The organism is Acidaminococcus timonensis (assembly GCF_900106585.1).
Classification (GTDB): Bacteria; Bacillota; Negativicutes; order Acidaminococcales; family Acidaminococcaceae; genus Acidaminococcus; species Acidaminococcus timonensis.
Window position 1 is genome coordinate 439,301 of sequence record NZ_FNWH01000006.1, and the last position, 17,025, is coordinate 456,325.

Annotated in this window: 14 protein-coding genes and 1 tRNA gene; 13 read left to right on the plus strand and 2 right to left on the minus strand. The window is 56.0% G+C overall.

The window, feature by feature from the left end; all coding sequences use genetic code 11:
• Positions 1–54 precede the first annotated feature (54 nt).
• From BQ5462_RS05915 to BQ5462_RS05935, 5 genes are all read left to right on the plus strand, one after another.
• Entirely contained in the window at positions 55–1,446 is a 1,392-nt protein-coding gene (locus tag BQ5462_RS05915) for an MATE family efflux transporter (RefSeq protein WP_071142464.1), read from the plus strand.
• 191 nt (positions 1,447–1,637) lie between these two features.
• Positions 1,638–2,828: a Zn-dependent hydrolase gene (locus BQ5462_RS05920; RefSeq protein WP_143038023.1), complete on the plus strand. Its 1,191-nt coding sequence runs from the start codon at positions 1,638–1,640 to the stop codon at positions 2,826–2,828.
• Between the two features lie 30 nt (positions 2,829–2,858).
• Positions 2,859–4,289: an alanine/glycine:cation symporter family protein gene (locus BQ5462_RS05925; RefSeq protein WP_071142465.1), complete on the plus strand. Its 1,431-nt coding sequence runs from the start codon at positions 2,859–2,861 to the stop codon at positions 4,287–4,289.
• 37 nt (positions 4,290–4,326) lie between these two features.
• Entirely contained in the window at positions 4,327–5,289 is a 963-nt protein-coding gene (mmuM, locus tag BQ5462_RS05930; RefSeq protein ID WP_071142466.1) for a homocysteine S-methyltransferase, read from the plus strand.
• The gene (locus BQ5462_RS05935) at positions 5,279–5,848 is read left to right on the plus strand and encodes a hypothetical protein (protein ID WP_071142467.1); all 570 of its coding nucleotides are present in this window, start codon (positions 5,279–5,281) and stop codon (positions 5,846–5,848) included. Before mmuM ends, BQ5462_RS05935 begins: the two co-directional genes overlap by 11 nt.
• Before the next feature lie 34 nt (positions 5,849–5,882).
• On the opposite strand, the gene BQ5462_RS05940 is transcribed toward BQ5462_RS05935, so the two are convergent.
• Positions 5,883–7,220 (minus strand): MATE family efflux transporter, encoded by a 1,338-nt coding sequence (locus tag BQ5462_RS05940; RefSeq protein WP_071142468.1) that lies wholly within the window; start codon positions 7,218–7,220, stop codon positions 5,883–5,885.
• A gap of 236 nt (positions 7,221–7,456) precedes the next feature.
• Here BQ5462_RS05940 and pta point away from each other — a divergent pair, with 236 nt between their 5' ends.
• The 3 genes from pta to BQ5462_RS11680 all read left to right on the plus strand — a co-directional run bounded on the left by pta (position 7,457) and on the right by BQ5462_RS11680 (position 10,072).
• The gene (pta, locus tag BQ5462_RS05945; protein WP_071142469.1) at positions 7,457–8,473 is read left to right on the plus strand and encodes a phosphate acetyltransferase; all 1,017 of its coding nucleotides are present in this window, start codon (positions 7,457–7,459) and stop codon (positions 8,471–8,473) included.
• A 178-nt stretch (positions 8,474–8,651) separates the two neighbouring features.
• Positions 8,652–9,230 (plus strand): helix-turn-helix domain-containing protein, encoded by a 579-nt coding sequence (locus BQ5462_RS11675; RefSeq protein WP_071141584.1) that lies wholly within the window; start codon positions 8,652–8,654, stop codon positions 9,228–9,230.
• The gene (locus BQ5462_RS11680; RefSeq protein ID WP_235819542.1) at positions 9,200–10,072 is read left to right on the plus strand and encodes an IS3 family transposase; all 873 of its coding nucleotides are present in this window, start codon (positions 9,200–9,202) and stop codon (positions 10,070–10,072) included. Before BQ5462_RS11675 ends, BQ5462_RS11680 begins: the two co-directional genes overlap by 31 nt.
• 224 nt (positions 10,073–10,296) lie before the next feature.
• On the opposite strand, the gene BQ5462_RS05960 is transcribed toward BQ5462_RS11680, so the two are convergent.
• Positions 10,297–11,241, minus strand: coding sequence for a LysR family transcriptional regulator (locus BQ5462_RS05960; RefSeq protein WP_071142470.1), 945 nt, complete (start codon positions 11,239–11,241; stop codon positions 10,297–10,299).
• Positions 11,242–11,726: 485 nt separating this feature from the next.
• Here BQ5462_RS05960 and BQ5462_RS05965 point away from each other — a divergent pair, with 485 nt between their 5' ends.
• The 5 genes from BQ5462_RS05965 to hgdC all read left to right on the plus strand — a co-directional run bounded on the left by BQ5462_RS05965 (position 11,727) and on the right by hgdC (position 16,939).
• Entirely contained in the window at positions 11,727–12,887 is a 1,161-nt protein-coding gene (locus BQ5462_RS05965) for a UxaA family hydrolase (protein ID WP_071143322.1), read from the plus strand.
• A 24-nt stretch (positions 12,888–12,911) separates the two neighbouring features.
• Positions 12,912–14,135 carry a dicarboxylate/amino acid:cation symporter gene (locus tag BQ5462_RS05970; RefSeq protein ID WP_071142471.1) on the plus strand — a complete coding sequence of 408 codons (1,224 nt, stop codon included), beginning with the start codon at positions 12,912–12,914 and terminating at the stop codon, positions 14,133–14,135.
• A 182-nt stretch (positions 14,136–14,317) separates the two neighbouring features.
• Entirely contained in the window at positions 14,318–15,769 is a 1,452-nt protein-coding gene (gene wbaP, locus BQ5462_RS05975) for an undecaprenyl-phosphate galactose phosphotransferase WbaP (protein ID WP_071142472.1), read from the plus strand.
• Between the two features lie 53 nt (positions 15,770–15,822).
• Positions 15,823–15,911 (plus strand) — tRNA-Ser (locus tag BQ5462_RS05980).
• 236 nt (positions 15,912–16,147) lie between these two features.
• A complete protein-coding gene (gene hgdC, locus BQ5462_RS05985; protein ID WP_071142473.1) occupies positions 16,148–16,939 on the plus strand; it encodes a (R)-2-hydroxyglutaryl-CoA dehydratase activase HgdC in 792 nt (263 codons plus the stop codon).
• Positions 16,940–17,025 lie beyond the last annotated feature (86 nt).

Consider the following 17,025-nt stretch of genomic DNA (forward strand, 5'->3'; position numbering starts at 1 on the left):
GCTAGTGACTAGTGACTAGAGACTAGTGACTGGACGTGAAAGAAAAGGAATCGTATGCAAAAAGATATGACTCGGGGGCCCATCCTTCCCCTGATTTTCCAGTTCCTGCTCCCCCTGTTCGTGGGGAACGTGTTCCAGCAGCTGTACAATATGGCGGACATGATCATCGTGGGCCGGTATGTGGGGGCCGGGGCTCTGGCCGCCGTTGGTTCCACCGGTACCCTGATGTTCCTGGTCCTTGGCTTTGCCCTGGGGATCACGGCCGGTTTCGGCATCCTGACCTCCCAGCGGTTCGGGGCCAAAGATGAAGCCGGGGTCCGTCGGAGCGTGGCCAACGGGACCCTGCTGGCCCTGCTGCTTTCTGTGGCCATGACCCTGTTGAGTACGGCCGCGGTGCCCTGGTTCCTGGACCTGCTGAACACCCCGGCGGATATCCTGGAAGATGCCCGGACCTACATTACCATCATTTTCCAGGGGCTCTTCACCAGCGTGTTCTACAACATGGCCTCCGTCTTCCTCCGTTCCGTGGGCAACAGTCGGGCACCCTTGTTTTTCCTGGTGTTTTCTGCTTGCCTCAATGTGGGACTGGACCTTCTGTGCATCATCCAGTTCGGCATGGGCGTGGCCGGGGCGGCCCTGGCCACGGTTGTGAGCCAGGGGATTTCCGTGCTGCTGTGCATCGTCTACATTCTGAAAAAAGAACCGGTGCTGGTACCGGAGAAGAAAGACTGGGGCCTGTATGCCTATGAGACACGGGAACAGCTGCGGATGGGGGTGCCCATGGCCCTGCAGTTTTCCATCACTGCCTCCGGGATCATGATTGCCCAGTCCGCCATCAACCTGTTTGGATCTGCAGCGGCAGCTGCCTATACCGCTGCTTCCAAGGTCTCCATGCTGCTGACCCAGGGCTGCCTGTCCATGGGCCAGACCATGGCCACCTATGCAGGACAGAATTTCGGAAAAGGGGACCTGGAACGGATCCGGCAGGGAGTGAAAAAAGCCTTTCAGATGATGCTCCTGTATTCGATCCTGGCAGCGGCCGTCCTTCACTTCCTGCTGCCCTTCCTGATGGGATTCTTCTTTTCGGGAGATGGGGAGATCCGGGAACTTATGCCCTGGGCACGGACCTACGGCGACATCGCCATGTGGTTCTATCTGCCGCTAAGCCTGATCTTCATCTGCCGGAATGCCATGCAGGGGGTGGGATACGCCCTGGCACCTACCCTGTGCGGGGTGTTCGAACTGGTGGCCCGGGGCCTGACGGCTCTGGTGGGGATGCGGACCCACAGCTATGCCATTTCCGCGGCCTGTGATCCCATGGCCTGGCTGGTGGCCGGCCTTTTTGCCTGGTTCGCCTGGCAGTGGGTGATGAGGGACCTGGAGAAGAAACAGGCCCGCGGGAAGCAAAGAGAAAGAGAGGGGGACACCCTGCCGGGCAGGGACTGATTGGAAAAGGGAACTTTCCCTTACAGCCCCTGTCAGGGAGAAAATCAGTGATTGTCCCGGATCCCTCCTTCATACCGGTGGATGGAAATCTGCAGGGGGGTGTACTGCACGTCAGGTGTGGTCCACCCCTTTTCCATTTTTCTCTTTTATGGTTTAATAAAATAATACTGGTAGCAAGGAGGCGCTTTTCCATGGGGAAAGTCATGGATATACTGGAAAATATCGGTCATTTTGGCAAAAACCCGGATGGGTCCTATACCCGCCGACTTTACAGCCCGGAATTCTTCCAGGCACTGGGGGCAGCAGAACAACTGCTCCAGCAGGCCGGTCTTATCACCAGCCGGGATGCGGCAGGGAATCTGCGGGCCGTCCTCCCGGGGACGGAACCGGAACGGAAGCATATTCTGATGGGGTCCCATCTGGATACGGTCCCTTCCGGGGGATTGTTTGACGGGGCGTATGGAGTGGCGGCGGCCATTGCCTGTGTCCAGCGGCTGAAGGAAGAGAGAAAACGGCTCCGGCATACGGTGGAAGTGTACGCTTTCAACGGGGAGGAAGCCAGCCCTCTGGGGGGCACTTTCGGCAGCCGGGCTTTGGCGGGACTCACGGATCCGGACCAGCCCCTGCTGAAGGAGACCCTGGCCGGGTTCGGGCATACGGTGGATGAGATCCTGGACTGTCAACGGGACTTTTCCGATGCGGCCTGCTATCTGGAAACCCACATCGAGCAGGGAGGGCAGCTGGAAAAGAAGGGTCTGCAGCTGGGTATTGTCAGCGGCATCTCCAACATTGTCCGGTACCTGGTAACGGCGGAAGGGGAAAGCAACCATGGAGGCACCACCCCCATGGAAGACCGGCAGGACGCCATGGTGGGCATGGCCAGGCTGATCGTGGCCGGGGATGCGGCCTGCCGGGCCATCGGTCACAACACCGTGTTCACGGCCGGGAAGATCCAGTGCTGGCCCAATGCGGCCAACGTGGTGCCGGGCAGGGTAACCTGCACCTTTGAGATGCGCAACATTGACAACCGGTATACGGACGCCCTGATCGGTGAAATCCGGAAGGTGGCGGAAGCCATCTCCGATGCCCGCTTCACCATCCAGTTGCTGATCCACAAAGACAGTGCCATCTGCGACCAGGGTCTGATGGAGAATTTTGAACAGGCCGCAGATGCCGCCGGGGCCACCTGGCAGGTCATGCCAAGCGGGGCCGGCCATGACGCCGATTCCATTGCCCACCGGATCCCGGTGGGAATGCTGTTCATCCCCAGCCATCTGGGTATCAGCCACAGTGGCAGGGAATCCACTCCGCCGGAAGATGTGGAACGGGGCGGCGATGTGTTCTACCGGGCCCTGCTGGGGCTGGATGGAAGACAATGGTAAGAAGAGGTAAGGAATCTATAGGAAAGGGAGATGAGGGACGTGATGCTGGAATTTCTGCAAGGGACTGCGGACGCATTGTGGGGAACGCCCATGACCGTGGTCCTGGTGGGCATAGGGCTGTATGTCAGCTTCCGGTTCCACTTTTATTACAATTTTCGCCATTGGGGGTTCCATTTCCGGAACACCTTTGGGAAAATGTTCCAGAAAGGAGAAGGCCACGGTACGGTTTCCGGGTTTGCCGCTGCCTGTACCGCCATGGCCAATACCATCGGAGTGGGGAATATCGGCGGGGTGGCCACGGCCATTGTGTCCGGAGGACCCGGAGCGGTATTCTGGATGTGGGTGTCCGGCTGTCTGGGTATGTCCACCAAGGCCTGTGAAATCATCCTGGGCCAGCGGTTCCGGGTCAAGTATTCCCGGTCCATGGACGAATACATGTGTGACCGGTCCTTTGTGATGAAAAATGCCCTGGGCTGGAAACGGGGAGCCCTGCTGCTTTCGGTGGCCTGTTTCCTCCTGGGTCCCTGGACCTGCAGTGTCCAGACGGAATCCGTGGTGGGGGCCCTAAAGGAAGCCTTCGGGATCCCTCCGATCTATGCGGCGGCCTTCCTGGGCATCACCTGTTTCGCTACCATTTTCGGGGGGCTCCAGCGGATTTCCAGGGTCATGGAACGGGTGGTGCCCTTCATGGCCCTGCTGTACATCCTGGGAGGGCTGGCCATCCTGCTCCAGCACTGGCAGGATGTGCCCGGGGCCCTGGCCCTGATTCTCCGCAGTGCGTTCAGCCCGGTGGCGGCTGCCGGCGGGTTTGCCGGGGCCACGATGAAGGACGCCATGCGCTACGGGATCGCCCGGGGACTGTATTCCAACGATGCAGGTACCGGTTATGGGATCATCGCCCATGCTTCGGCCCGGACGGATCATCCGGTGCGCCAGGCATCCTGGGGCTGGGGGGAAGTGTTCCTGGATACCATCGTGGTGTGTTCCGTTACGGCGCTGTCCCTGATCCTGACCCACGCTTACACGGATTTTCCGGGCCTGGACAGTGCCCGGCTCACCACCGCCGCCTTCCGTACTTCTTTCGGAGATCTGGGGGCCGGGTTCCTGGCCCTGGCCATCACGGTCTTTGCCTGGACCACCATCATCGGCATGTACTATAGCTGTGAGAAGTCGGTCAACTACGCCCTGGGGGATACCCACTGGAACCGGATCGGCACCCGGATCTATATGCTCTATTACATGATCCCCTGTGTGGTGCTGTACCATGCCAGGGCCGATGCCCTGTGGGCCATGACGGACATCCTGTCGGCCATTTACGTGATGATCACCATCCTGTTCATCGTTACCCAGCAGAAAGAGATTTTCCGTCTGTTCAACGATTTCTGGTTCCGGTACCTGCCGGCAAAGGAACGGGGGGAGAATCCCCCGGCAGTCACCTACGGAAAAATGGAAGAAGTTTGAGAAGAAAAGAACCTGTACATAGCATGAGGAGGAAAGCATGAGACAGACATTGAAAAACGTCCTGGAGCAGAATCAGATCCTGGTCATCGATGGTTCCATGGGCACGGCGCTGGAAAACCTGGGGGCGGATCTGAACAACAGCCTGTGGACCGCCCGGGTGCTGGCCGACCGGCCGGAACTGGTGAAACAGGTCCATCTGGAGTATTTCCGGGCCGGGGCCGATGCGGGGATCACCTGCAGCTATCAGGCTTCCATCCCAGGCCTTATGGCCAATGGGTTCAGCCGGCAGGCTGCGGAAGACCTGATCACCCGGTCGGTGACCCTTTTCCAGGAAGCCCGCCAAGAATGGTGGGACCAGGAAGGGAAGGCTGCCGGACGGGCCTGGCCCCTGTGCCTGGCCGGAGTGGGGCCCTACGGCGCCTATCTGGCAGATGGCTCGGAGTACCGGGGCCATTACGGTCTCAGCGACCGGGAATTGTATGATTTCCATAAGCGGAGGGCCCAGCTGCTGTGGGAAGCCGGTGCGGATGTGCTGCTGTTCGAGACCCAGCCCGGGCTCCAGGAAGCACTGGTGGAAGCCCGGATCGCCCGGGAACTGGTGGCCACGTTCTGGATCAGCTTTTCCTGCCGGGATGGGCTTCACAACTGTGAAGGGATGCCTCTGCGGGAGGCGGCGGCGGAAGTGGTGCGCCAGTTCCCGGAAGTGGAGGCTCTGGGGGTCAACTGCACCAAACCGGAATACATCGGGAGCCTGATCGGGGAACTGAAGGCGGCTTCCCACCGGCCTGTTTTCGTGTATCCCAACAGCGGGGAAGAATACGATCCGGTGACCAAGACCTGGCATGGGGTGGGCACGGACCGGAAATTCGGAGACTATGCCCTGGAATACATGGAGGCCGGAGCCGTGGCCGTTGGCGGCTGCTGCACCACGGTGGCCGAGCATATCCGGCAGGTGGTCCAGGCCCGGGAACGGTTCCTGGGAGAAACCCATGAGCGGTAACAGGCAGGGGGACAAGACGGGCCAGGGGACCATCACCACCTTCACCGGCCTGGAGTTCGACCCGCTGGACCCGAGGCCGGAGACCCTCCGCATCCAGGACATCGCCCATGCCCTGAGTCTTTTGTGCCGGGGCAATGGGCACTGCCGGACGTTTTATTCCGTGGGCCAGCACTGTATCGCCGCGGCCCGGGAAGCCCTGGCCCGGGGCTGCGGCAACAGGGTGGCTCTGGGAGCCCTGCTCCACGATGCCACGGAATGCTACCTGTCCGATGTACCCCATCCCTACAAAGCGGCTATGCCCCGGTATCGGGAACTGGAAGAGCAGCTGCTGACGGCCATCTTCCGGAAGTTCCTGGGCGGGCCCCTGCCGGCTCAGGATGAAAAGGCCATCCGGCAGATCGACCGGGCGCTGATGTACAGCGACCTGCACCACCTGATGGACCATCCGGAGAACAGAGAGATGGAGGGGACGCTGCTGCGGAAAGTGGACTACAGGGTGCGGCCCTTCCAGGAGGTGGAAGCAGAGTATCTGCAGCTGTACGGGATCCTGAAGCAGTGAAGGACGACGCCCTTTCTTTTTGAAGGATATTTTCTTATCCGATCTTCACCTTGTGGATCCACCGCATCGAGCGGTACTCGTAATGGCTGATCAGCCAGTTGGCACTCCAGCCCACCGGTTCGGCCATCCAGACCATCTGAATGCCGTAGAGGGGGGCCAGGGTGAGGGAAATCAGGATCCGCAGGCCCAGGTTGGTCAGATTGGCGATGGTGAACAGCTTCATATCCCCGGCACCCCGCAGCACGCCGTCCACGGCCATCTTGAAGCCGATGATGCTGATGAAGAAGCCCACGAATTTCAGGAACGAGGTACCGGTTTCCAGGGCCACGGCCGAAGCCCTGTCACCCAGGAAGAACCGGATGATGGGCTCGTTGCAGGTTTCCAGCACCACCAGGATGATTACCGCATACAGCACCACCAGTTTGTTGGAGGCATGGTAACCGGCAAGAACCCGGTCCACTTTTCGGGCGCCCAGGTTCTGGCCTGTGTAGGGACTCATGGCATTGCCGATGGCGTTCATGGGCACGGTGCATACGTACTGGATCCGCAGGGCGGAGGAATAGCCGGCCAGGGCTGCGGCCCCGAAACTGTTGACCACTCCCTGTACCAGCATCATGCCGATGGACACAATGGACTGCTGCAGAATGGAAGGCAGGGCGATGGCCGTCATTTTGCCCAGCTGGGTTTGGCTGAAATACCCGGGAGCCCTGCCCAGCTCACGGATCAGGTGCATGAACACCCCGTAGGACAGCACCGCCGAAAGCCCCTGGCTGATCAGGGTGGCCCAGGCGGCCCCGGCCACACCCCAGCCCAGGTTCCGGACCATGTAGATGTCCAGGAACACGTTGAGCAGGGAGGAGAAAATCAGGAAATACAGGGGATACCGGGATTTGCCCAGGGCATTGAAAGTGGCGGAAAGGATGTTGTACATAAAAAGGAAGGGCAGGCCCAGGAAGTAGATCCGCAGGTAGGCCTCGGCCATGCCCAGACTGTCCGCCGGGGTCTTCAGCCAGGTCATGATCTGGCTGCTGGCGGCATAGCCGAAAATCCCCAGCAGGGTGCTGAGCCCCAGGAAGGTCAGGAAGGCGGTGTAGATGGCCTGCTTCATGGGGCCGTACTCATGGGCACCGAAATACCGGCTGACGATCACCGAAGCCCCTACGCCGCCTCCGATGGCAATGCTGATGAAAACCGTGGTGAGGGCATAGGAGGCCCCCACGGCGGCCAGGGCTGTTTCGCCCACGTAACGGCCTACAATGGCCGAATCTACGGTATTGTACAATTGCTGGAAGAAATTGCCCAGGATCATGGGCAGGGAAAACAGGAACAGGGCCTTCATAGGCGGGTCGGTCACAAGATAATCCCGATTCATGGTATCACTCCAATTCTGCTGCCGGGCAGCGATGATGACTTCGTTTCCAGTTTACAGAAAAACCTCCGGTTTTTCAATACGCAGGTCTCTTTGGAAAGGAGCACTTATCAGAATATTACCTTTTTTAAATTGGGAAAAGTTCGTATATGGAACGGCCGAAAAACGTGCTATAATAGAAACTATGAAAAGGGGTGCCGTGCACCAACCTTTTACTATTTGGGTAGGAGTGATATTAAATGGCATTTATGGACGAACTGAAGGCTCGTGTTAAACCTGCACAAAAGAGAATTGTGCTGCCGGAAAACGACAGTGACAGAGCGCTGAAGGCTGCTGCTATCGTTACCAAAGAAGGTTTTGCTAAAATCGTGCTGGTAGGGGATCCTGCTAAACTGCAAAAGGATGCAGATCGTCTGGGCATCAGCTTTGACGGTGTACAAATCGTCAACCCTGCAACCTATGAAAAAATGGACGAACTGTGCGCTTACTTTGCAGAACGGAGAAAGAAAAAGGGCATGACCGTGGAAAAAGCACGGGAAATCATGCTGAACGATACCACGTTCTTCGGCGCCGGCCTGCTGGCCATGGGCGATGCTGACGGTGTGGTTTCCGGTTCTACCCGGACTTCTGCTGATACCATCAAAGCAGGTCTGCAGGTTGTGGGCGTAAAACCCGGCAACAAGACCGTATGCAGCGGCTTCATCATCCTGAGCGACAAGAAGAACCTGGGCGACAACGGCAAACTGGTCTTCGGTGACTGCGGCGTTATCATCGAACCGACGGCTGAACAGCTGGCTGATATCGCAGTAAGCTGCGCTGACCGTGCCCGCAACACCCTGGATATCAAAGAACCGAAAGTGGCTCTGCTGTGCTACTCCACCAAAGGCTCCGGCTCCGGTGAAGAAGTCGACAAAGTGAAGGAAGCTGTTGAAATCCTGAAGTCCCGCAATGTGGATTTCGAATTCGACGGCGAACTGCAGGCTGATGCTGCCCTGGTTCCTGAAGTGGGCGAACGCAAGGCTCCTGGCTCCAAAGTGGCCGGCCATGCCAACGTACTGATTTTCCCGAACCTGTGTGCTGCCAACATCGGCTACAAACTGGTTGAACGGTTCAGCGGTGCTACCTGCCTTGGGCCTCTGGTTCAGGGTCTGGCCAAACCGGTCCTGGATCTGAGCCGTGGCTGCTCCACCCAGGATGTGGTGGATGTATGCGCTGTTTGCGCCTGCGATGCCATCGCTGCAGAAGACAACAAATAATTGGTGCACAAAAAAAGGAGGGTGTGAAAAAATCACACCCTCCTTTTTCAGTGGCTGGAAGCAGTAGAGACTGCTGGATGGATCTGCATACAAAGAAAGACGCTGTGAAGAAATGAGGATTCTGAGCTGACCCCCAATTGTTAGACCAAAAATCTAACAATTGGGGGTTAGTTTTTTTATGGCAAGACACAGCTATGAATTTAAGAAAAAAATAGTACTGGAATACTTGAACAGTGACAAAGGGTGTATTTCTATTTCACGTAAATATGGGATGGCAAGTAGCAGCCAGCTGCTAAAGTGGGCTGCTGCTTACAAGGCATTTGGAGATAATGGTCTGAAGAGATCTCGCTCTCAAAAAATATACTCTTTCAAAGAAAAACTTTCTGTGGTAGAGTCTTACTTAACAAATGAAATCTCATATCAGGAATTGGCAATTCGTGTAGGAATCAACAATCCGTCATTGATTTCCAGATGGGTCAATGAATTTAAAATTGCGGGGCCGGATGCGTTACGGTCACATAAAAAAGGTAGGAAAAAGACTTTGAGCCAATCAAAACCCAAAAAAACAGATACCCAGGTTCAACAACCGATGGTCAACATCAGTGTGGAACATGTCCAGGAGTTAGAGAATGAAAACCTTAAACTCCGAATAGAGAATGCTTTTTTAAAAGAACTGAGGAGACTGCGTTTAGAGGACGAAGCAAAAATGAGAGAGTTGCGAAAATCATCTCCAGTCTCCGAGGATCATTCAAGTTGAAAGACATTCTCTCCTATACGCAAATGCCCAAAGCAACCTATATGTACTGGCAGAAACGGTTTGACCGCGAGAATCCAGACCAGGAAGTAGAGGAGAAAATACAGGAAATCCGCAGCCAGCATAAAGATTATGGATACCGTCGCATGACCGGTGAGCTAAAGAACCAAGGGATTTGCGTGAACAAGAAGAAAGTTCAACGTATCATGCAGAAACTGAGCCTTCAGGTAACATCTTTTACCCGGAAGAGCCGTAAATACAGCTCCTATAAGGGTAAGGTAGGAACCATTGCTCCAAATAGGATACATCGTCGTTTTGAGACGAATATCCCTCACCAGAAGATTACGACCGACACTTCAGAATTCAAATACTATGAAGCAGATTCACAGGGACATTTGACTCTGCGCAAGCTTTATCTGGATCCTTTCCTGGACATGTTCAATAATGAAATCATCAGCTATGGAATAGCCAAATATCCTTCGGCTAACAGCATACTGGAAGCTCAAGCCAAAGCAATCAAAATTACTGCTGATTGTCCGTATCGAAGAACATTTCACTCCGATCAGGGCTGGGCATACCAAATGAAATTCTATACCAAAAGACTAAAAAACGAACGAATTTTTCAGAGCATGTCTCGAAAAGGCAACTGTCATGATAACGCTGTAATGGAAAACTTCTTCGGCTTACTGAAGCAGGAAATATATTACGGAGTGACCTACTACAGCTACAAAGAATTAAAAGGCGCTATCGAACGATACATCAAATACTATAACGAGCAAAGAATCAAGGAAAAACTGGGCTGGAAAAGTCCTGTTCAATACAGGCTTTCCTTGCAGGCAGCATAAAAAAGTAACGAGACGGTAAAAACCATCTCGTTACTAAGGTCTAACTTTTTGGGGTCACATCATTCATTTCTTCACAGCGCCTTTTTTCTATGTATGCACTGCCATGCACAGCCGCCCCAGACAATAACAGCCCAACGCCGGAGGGGTCGATCGCCCTGATCGACCCCTCCGGCGTTGGGCAACAATCAACAGACGGTGCATACGGGCGCAGCGATGCGGCGCCCCTACGGCAACAGGGGATGCTCCCGGCAAAAGCGAATGAAAGCCCGTACGGCCCGGGGTGTATATTCTTCCTGGGGCAGCAGCAGAAAAAATTCCCGGTCTGTGACGGGAAGGTCGATTTTGTAAAAAACCAGCTTCCTGTCATGGGGATCCACCAACCGGTCACAAATGAAAGCCGAAGCATAACCGGCTTTGGCCAGATGGTAGACCGTGGCCAGCTGGGAAACCTGAGTCTTGATCCGGGGCGTGCAGCTGGCTGCCCTGAAGATTTCAGCCACCCGGTCATGGAGATTGTTCCCCGGGCGGAGAACGATATAGTCAAGAAATGAGAGGGCTGCAAGGGGCAGGCTCGGGCAGGCGCTTTCCAGATGCCTTCCGGCTGCAACCTGGGCCGCTGAAAGCTGCCATGGCCCATACTGTTCATGAAAGGCACTGTCAGCCGGGACAGCCAGGAGAATGGTGTCGTGAAAAATGCTGTAGTGCTTGAAAGCCGGTATGAATTCCGGATTGCAGCTGAAGGTCAGATCCAGTTCCCGTTCTTTGAGCAGAGAAGCCAGATGGGCGGAGCTGCTTTCCAGCAAATCGATCTGGATGCCGGGATAGGCTGCACTGAACCGGGTCAGCAGGGGGGGCAGGATATGGGCGTTGAGGTAGTGAGAGCCCCCGATCCGAAGATTTCCGGTGACCAGGTCGGCCAGATCTTTTAACTGCTGGTCCACCGTTTCTTCCACCTTTTTGATTTCGCGCAGTCCGCGTACATAGACAGCACCTGCTTCCGTCAACTGGAGCGGGTGCTTTTTCCGGTTGAAGAGGGGCATACCCAGCCGTGTCTCTACCTTACGGATGGCAATGCTGAGCGCAGGCTGGGTCATATGCAGGGCCTCTGCAGCTTTGGAAAAACTGCCGCAGCGGGTAATCGTCAGGATATATTCTTTCTCCAATTCCACGGGGAATCTCCCTCCTTCAGGTTGGTCCATATAGTATAAAACATATTTATAGATATGTAAATAACATATAATTGCTTTTATGTACAGAAAATTCTATTATAATGCCATAAAGATTCCAATCGGGAGGGAATGAAATGAAAGTCAATGCGCTGTTGATGGATGAAAGGGACAACGTGGTGACCTGTGTGGAAGAAATCCCGGCAGGTGCCACGGTGACGTATCAGGATGGGGACCGGGTGTGTACGGTTCGGGCAGAAGAGACCATCCCGTACTGTCATAAAATCGCGCTTCAGGATCTTGGGGCCGGTGATGATGTAATGAAATATGGGGAAAGCCTGGGAAAACTCATTTCTCCGGTTGCCAAAGGCCACTGGGTCAACGATAACAATTTAAAAAGTGTGCCGCGGGATTATGATGCAGAACTGGTGGGAGACCAGTGGAAAACCACGGCGAAGCAGTCCACGGGGGATCCGTCTCTGACGGAAATGTCCTTCTGGGGATACCGGAGAGCCGAAGGCCGTCCGGGCATCCGCAACCATGTGCTGATCCTGCCCACCTGCGCCTGCGGAAGCGAAAGCTGCCGTGTGGTGGCCAGCCAGGTACGGGGCGCCGTCAACATCATCTTCAATACGGGCTGCAGCGATGTGGCTGCCAATACGGAAATGAGCCAGAAAGTCCTGACCGGGTTTGCCACCAATCCCAATGTATATGGCGTCGTCATCATCGGCCTGGGCTGTGAAACGGTGGGCCATGCCCAGCTGGCGGAGAAAATCCGGAAAATGACCAGCAAGCCTGTGGTTGACTTCGGGATCCAGGACGAGGGCGGTACCCTCAAGACCATTGAAAAGGCTGTACGGGCAGCCAGGGATATGGCCCAGGAGGCTGGACGGCAGCAAAAGGAACTCTTCCCCATGAGCGAATTCTTCCTGGGGATCGAATGTGGCGGCAGCGATGCCACCAGCGGTATCGCCAGCAATCCGGCTGTAGGGGAAGCCAGTGACATCCTGGTGGACCTGGGAGCCACCAGCATGATGAGCGAATCCATCGAATGGATCGGTGGGGAACACATCCTGGCCAAACGGGCCGCTACGCCTGCTATCCACAACCAGATCATCGAGGTGTGCCGGGCTTACGAGAAACATCTGGCTGGAGCCGGACAGGACTGCCGGGCCGGGCAGCCCACCCCGGGGAACAAAGCAGGTGGTTTGTCCACCCTGGATGAGAAGAGCCTGGGCTGCATCCGCAAGGGGGGAACCCGTCCCATCCGGGAAGTCCTGGAACAGGCGAAGAAACCGACGCAAACGGGAGCGCTGGTGATGGACACGGCAGGATACGATATTTCTTCTGTGACCAGTATGGTGGCTGCCGGCTGCCAGGCGGTGATCTTCACCACCGGGCGGGGGACGCCCACCGGCAATGCCATTGCACCGGTGATCAAGGTGACTGCCAATGGACGGACCTATAAAAATATGGAAGACAATATGGATGTAGACCTGAGTACCATCGTCCGGGGTGAAAAGACCTACAAGCAGATGGGCCGGGAACTGGTTGACGAAATCCATGAAGTGGCCAACGGAAAACTGACCAAGGCAGAAGCCTATGGATTCTCCGATATTGCCGTAGACCATGTATGCCGGTTTGTGTAATCAGGAAGAAAGAAGGCAATCAAAATGGGATTTATTTTTAAACCTTGGAATCGCTTGAGCCTGTTCACCCGGATTATGATCGGGTTTGTACTGGGTATCCTGGTGGGGCTGGTATTCGGCCCCCAGGCTGCCGTCCTGAATCCGCTGGGGACCATCCTGACCCGGCTCCTGACCATGGTGGTGGCACCTATGGTGCTGTGCCTTCTGGTGGTGGCTGCGGCTGATGTGGGGGATGGAAAGAAACTGGGCCGTATGGGTGTGAAGACGGTGGCGTCCTTTCTGATTTCCACGGCCTTTGCCATTGTGGTGGGACTGTTCTTCGCCAACCTGTTCCATGTGGGGACCGGGGTGGACCTTTCCGGGACTGTACCCGCTGTCAAGAAAAGTACCCAGGATGTATCGCTCATCGGAACGCTGGTCAATATCATTCCCTCCAATCCTTTTCAGTCTCTGGCCCAGCAGAATCTGCTGCAGATCATTTTCTTTGCGCTGATCCTGGGCTTCTGCCTGATGAAAATGGGGAGCAAAGGCGAGCCTCTCCTGAATATTTTCAGGGTCGGCAAGGAAGTGATGGGTGACCTGACCAATCGGGTCCTGGAATTCACTCCCTATGGCGTGTTCGGGCTGATGGCCACCGTGGTGGGAAAGAATGGTTCTGCCATCATGATCCCGTATCTGAAATGCATTGCAGCCTTGTATCTGTCCGGTTTCCTCTATGTGATCATCATACAGGCCGGGGTCATGGGCGGTCTGATCGGACACATTTCGCCCCTGCGCTTCCTGCGGACCATGAAAGAAGCCATGGCCTTTGTCTTTGCCACCTGTTCTTCTGTAGCGACCATCCCTATCAACCTGAAATGCACCAAGAACCTGGGGGTGGACGAGGATACGGCCAACTTCATCATTCCCTTTGGCGCCGTCATGAACATGAATGGTACGGCCATTTACGAAGCGGTTGCCGTGGTCTTCACTGCTGAGATCTTCGGCATCCATCTGAGTGCCACGGATCAGCTGATGGTCATGGTTTCCGCGACCCTGGCCGCCATCGGGACTGCCGGGATCCCCGGCTCCGGCCTGGTGATGCTGACCATCGTCCTCAGTGCAGCCCATCTGCCCATGGAAGCCATCGGACTTCTGGCCGGGATCGACCGGATCCTGAACATGGGCCGGGTCATCCCCAACATCGTAGGCGATGCTGCTTCTGCGGTTGTCATTGCCAAGAGTGAAGGAACGTTGAAGAAAGTGTAACGACGGACTGGTTCTCCCAAAACCAAAAATACGTGTGGATGAACCACAGTGGAATGCCCCCCAGTTGTTGGACCTGGAATCTGACAACTGAGGGGCGTTTTGCCTTGCACCTTTTTTCGTTCAACGATATAATAGTAAAATATACATTTTATTCACAATCCTGTTTGTAAAGGAGTTTGTCCATGTCCCGTGCAGCCTTTTCGGAGTCCCATCCCGACTCCTTTATCCATCATCACCTGAATTACTTTCTGCCCACGGTATACACCATCACCGACTGGCTGATGATCCTTCTGGCAGAAGTGCTTTCGTACCACCTGCGCTGCTTCGTTACCGGCAATACCCATCTGCACATTGCCTGGCTGAACGCCTGGGTGGCCTTTCCGCTGCTGTTTCTCCTGTTCTTCCGCCAGGCGGGCATCTACACCCGGCGGATGGGGTACTGGAAGCTGATGGAATGCATCTGCTGGGGCTGCACCTATGCCACGGGTGCCATTGTGGTGTTCGTGTACATGTCCCATATCGCCACCAGCACGTCCCGGCTGTTCATCGGGTTCCTGTGGCTGTTTGCCTTCCTGCTGGTGACCCTGTCCCGGTATTTTATCGCCCATCTGCTGAACTGGGCCGGGGTGGGGAGCATCCCCCTGCTGCTGGTGGGAGCCGGCAAGACAGCCCGCCTGATCCTGCAGGGGATCCAAGATGACGTGGGCCTGAACTACAACGTGATCGGGTACGTGGATGACGCCGGGCCTCAGCCGGAGAATGTGGGAGACCTGTCCTATCTGGGCACTTTCGACCAGGTGACGGATGTAATCGGAAAGACCGGTGTACAGGATGTGTGCATTGCCGCACCGGGCCTGACCCCGGACAAACTCAACAGCCTGATGCATGGGATCCAGCCCCATGTACGGAACCTGGGCTTTGTGCCAGACCTGATCGGTCTTCCTGTCAATGGAGTGGAAGTGGATTCCCTGTTCAATGAGCGGATGATCCTTATGAGCCTGAAGAACAACCTGGCCCGTCCCTACAACCGGATGTGCAAGCGCCTGTTCGACCTGGTGCTGACCCTGGTGGGGGTGGTGCTGCTGAGCCCGGTGTTCCTGGTGCTGGCCATTCTGATCAAGCTGGATTCCCGGGGGCCGGTGATCTTCGCCCACCAGCGCATCGGCAAGGATGGCAAACTGTTCCCCTGCCTGAAGTTCCGCACCATGTGCGTGGATGCGGACCGGAAACTGAAGGAATACCTGGCCGCCAATCCGGAGGCCCGGAAGGAATGGGAAGCGGAGTTCAAACTGAAGGACGATCCCCGGGTGACCCGGGTGGGGAAGGTGCTGCGGCGCACCAGCCTGGACGAACTGCCCCAGCTGTTCAACGTGCTGAGCGGCCAGATGAGCCTGGTGGGGCCCCGGCCCATCGTCACGGCGGAGATCCCCAAATACGGGCCCTATATCAAGGACTTTTACATGGTGCGTCCGGGCATCACAGGCATGTGGCAGGTGAACGGCCGCAGCGATACCACCTACGAGGAACGGGTGCAGATGGATTCCTGGTATGTGCGTAACTGGGGCGTCTGGCTGGATATCATGCTGCTGTGGCGGACCTTCGGGGTGGTGCTGAGCCATAAGGGGGCCTATTAAGGCTCCTTGACAAGGCCACCGGGGGTAGGATATACTTAACCTGTTGACTACATGGAGGAATGGCCGAGTGGTTTAAGGCACCAGTCTTGAAAACTGGCGATCCCGCAAGGGGCCGGGGGTTCGAATCCCTCTTCCTCCGCCAACAATTGGAGCTGTCGCGCTGCGACAGCTCTTTTTAGTCACTGGTCTCTAGTCACTAGTCTGCAGCCGATGGAAGCCAGCTTACGCTGGCTGAAATAAAACTCTCCGGGCTTTTTTTGTAAAACGTTGTAATTACAACTGAATGCCGGAATTTCTTGTGCTATAGTTCTAATCAATGAAGAAGAAATGGTTCGGCAGCGGCTTACAGCTGCTTACAAGCGGAAAGGACGATGTGTGATGGCAATTTATACGTTGGGTATCGATGTGGGTTCTACGGCTTCCAAATGCGTGATTCTGAAGGATGGCAGGGATATCGTGGCCAAGTCCCTGGTTCCGGTGGGTACCGGTACCACCGGTCCGGCCCGTTCCATTGAAGAAGTGCTGAAGAATGCCGGCATGAAACGGGAAGATATGGACTTCACCCTGGCTACGGGTTATGGGCGGAACTCTCTGGAGGGCATCGCCGACAAGCAGATGAGCGAACTGAGCTGCCATGCCATGGGCGCCAGCTTCATCTGGCCCAACGTGCATACGGTCATCGACATCGGCGGTCAGGATGTGAAGGTCATCCATGTGGAAAACGGCACCATGACCAACTTCCAGATGAACGACAAATGTGCGGCTGGCACCGGCCGGTTCCTGGACGTCATGGCCGGGATCCTGGAAGTGAAGGTGGGGGACCTGGCGGCCCTGGGTGCCAGAGCGAAGGAAAAGATTTCCATCAGCTCCACCTGCACCGTGTTCGCCGAAAGTGAAGTCATCAGCCAGCTGTCCAAGGGGGCAACCAAGGAAGACATCATCGACGGGGTCCACCGTTCCGTGGCCAGCCGTGTGGTGGGCCTGGCCCAGCGGGTGGGCGTGAAAGGCGATGTGGTGATGACCGGCGGCGTAGCCCAGAACTACGGGGTACGGGAAGCCCTGGAACAGGGCCTGGGCGTGGAAATCCAGACCAGCCCTCTGGCCCAGTACAATGGGGCCCTGGGTGCCGCCCTGTACGCTTACAAACAGGCCTTGAAGAAAATCGCATAAAAAAGGAGGGTGTGGATCCATCCACACCCGGCCGGAGATAAAAAAAGGCGCTGTGAAAAAATCGTCCACAGCGCCTTTATTTCGCT

Excerpts from the sequence above, each read along its gene's own strand:
- BQ5462_RS05915 (WP_071142464.1), top strand. The coding sequence starts at position 55 with ATGCAAAAAGATATGACTCGGGGGCCCATCCTTCCCCTGATTTTCCAG.
- hgdC (WP_071142473.1), top strand. The coding sequence starts at position 16,148 with ATGGCAATTTATACGTTGGGTATCGATGTGGGTTCTACGGCTTCCAAA.
- BQ5462_RS05920 (WP_143038023.1), top strand. The coding sequence starts at position 1,638 with ATGGGGAAAGTCATGGATATACTGGAAAATATCGGTCATTTTGGCAAA.
- wbaP (WP_071142472.1), top strand. The coding sequence starts at position 14,318 with ATGTCCCGTGCAGCCTTTTCGGAGTCCCATCCCGACTCCTTTATCCAT.
- BQ5462_RS05925 (WP_071142465.1), top strand. The coding sequence starts at position 2,859 with ATGAGGGACGTGATGCTGGAATTTCTGCAAGGGACTGCGGACGCATTG.
- pta (WP_071142469.1), top strand. The coding sequence starts at position 7,457 with ATGGCATTTATGGACGAACTGAAGGCTCGTGTTAAACCTGCACAAAAG.
- mmuM (WP_071142466.1), top strand. The coding sequence starts at position 4,327 with ATGAGACAGACATTGAAAAACGTCCTGGAGCAGAATCAGATCCTGGTC.
- BQ5462_RS05970 (WP_071142471.1), top strand. The coding sequence starts at position 12,912 with ATGGGATTTATTTTTAAACCTTGGAATCGCTTGAGCCTGTTCACCCGG.
- BQ5462_RS05965 (WP_071143322.1), top strand. The coding sequence starts at position 11,727 with ATGTCCTTCTGGGGATACCGGAGAGCCGAAGGCCGTCCGGGCATCCGC.
- BQ5462_RS05935 (WP_071142467.1), top strand. The coding sequence starts at position 5,279 with ATGAGCGGTAACAGGCAGGGGGACAAGACGGGCCAGGGGACCATCACC.
- BQ5462_RS11675 (WP_071141584.1), top strand. The coding sequence starts at position 8,652 with ATGGCAAGACACAGCTATGAATTTAAGAAAAAAATAGTACTGGAATAC.
- BQ5462_RS05940 (WP_071142468.1), bottom strand. The coding sequence starts at position 7,220 with ATGAATCGGGATTATCTTGTGACCGACCCGCCTATGAAGGCCCTGTTC.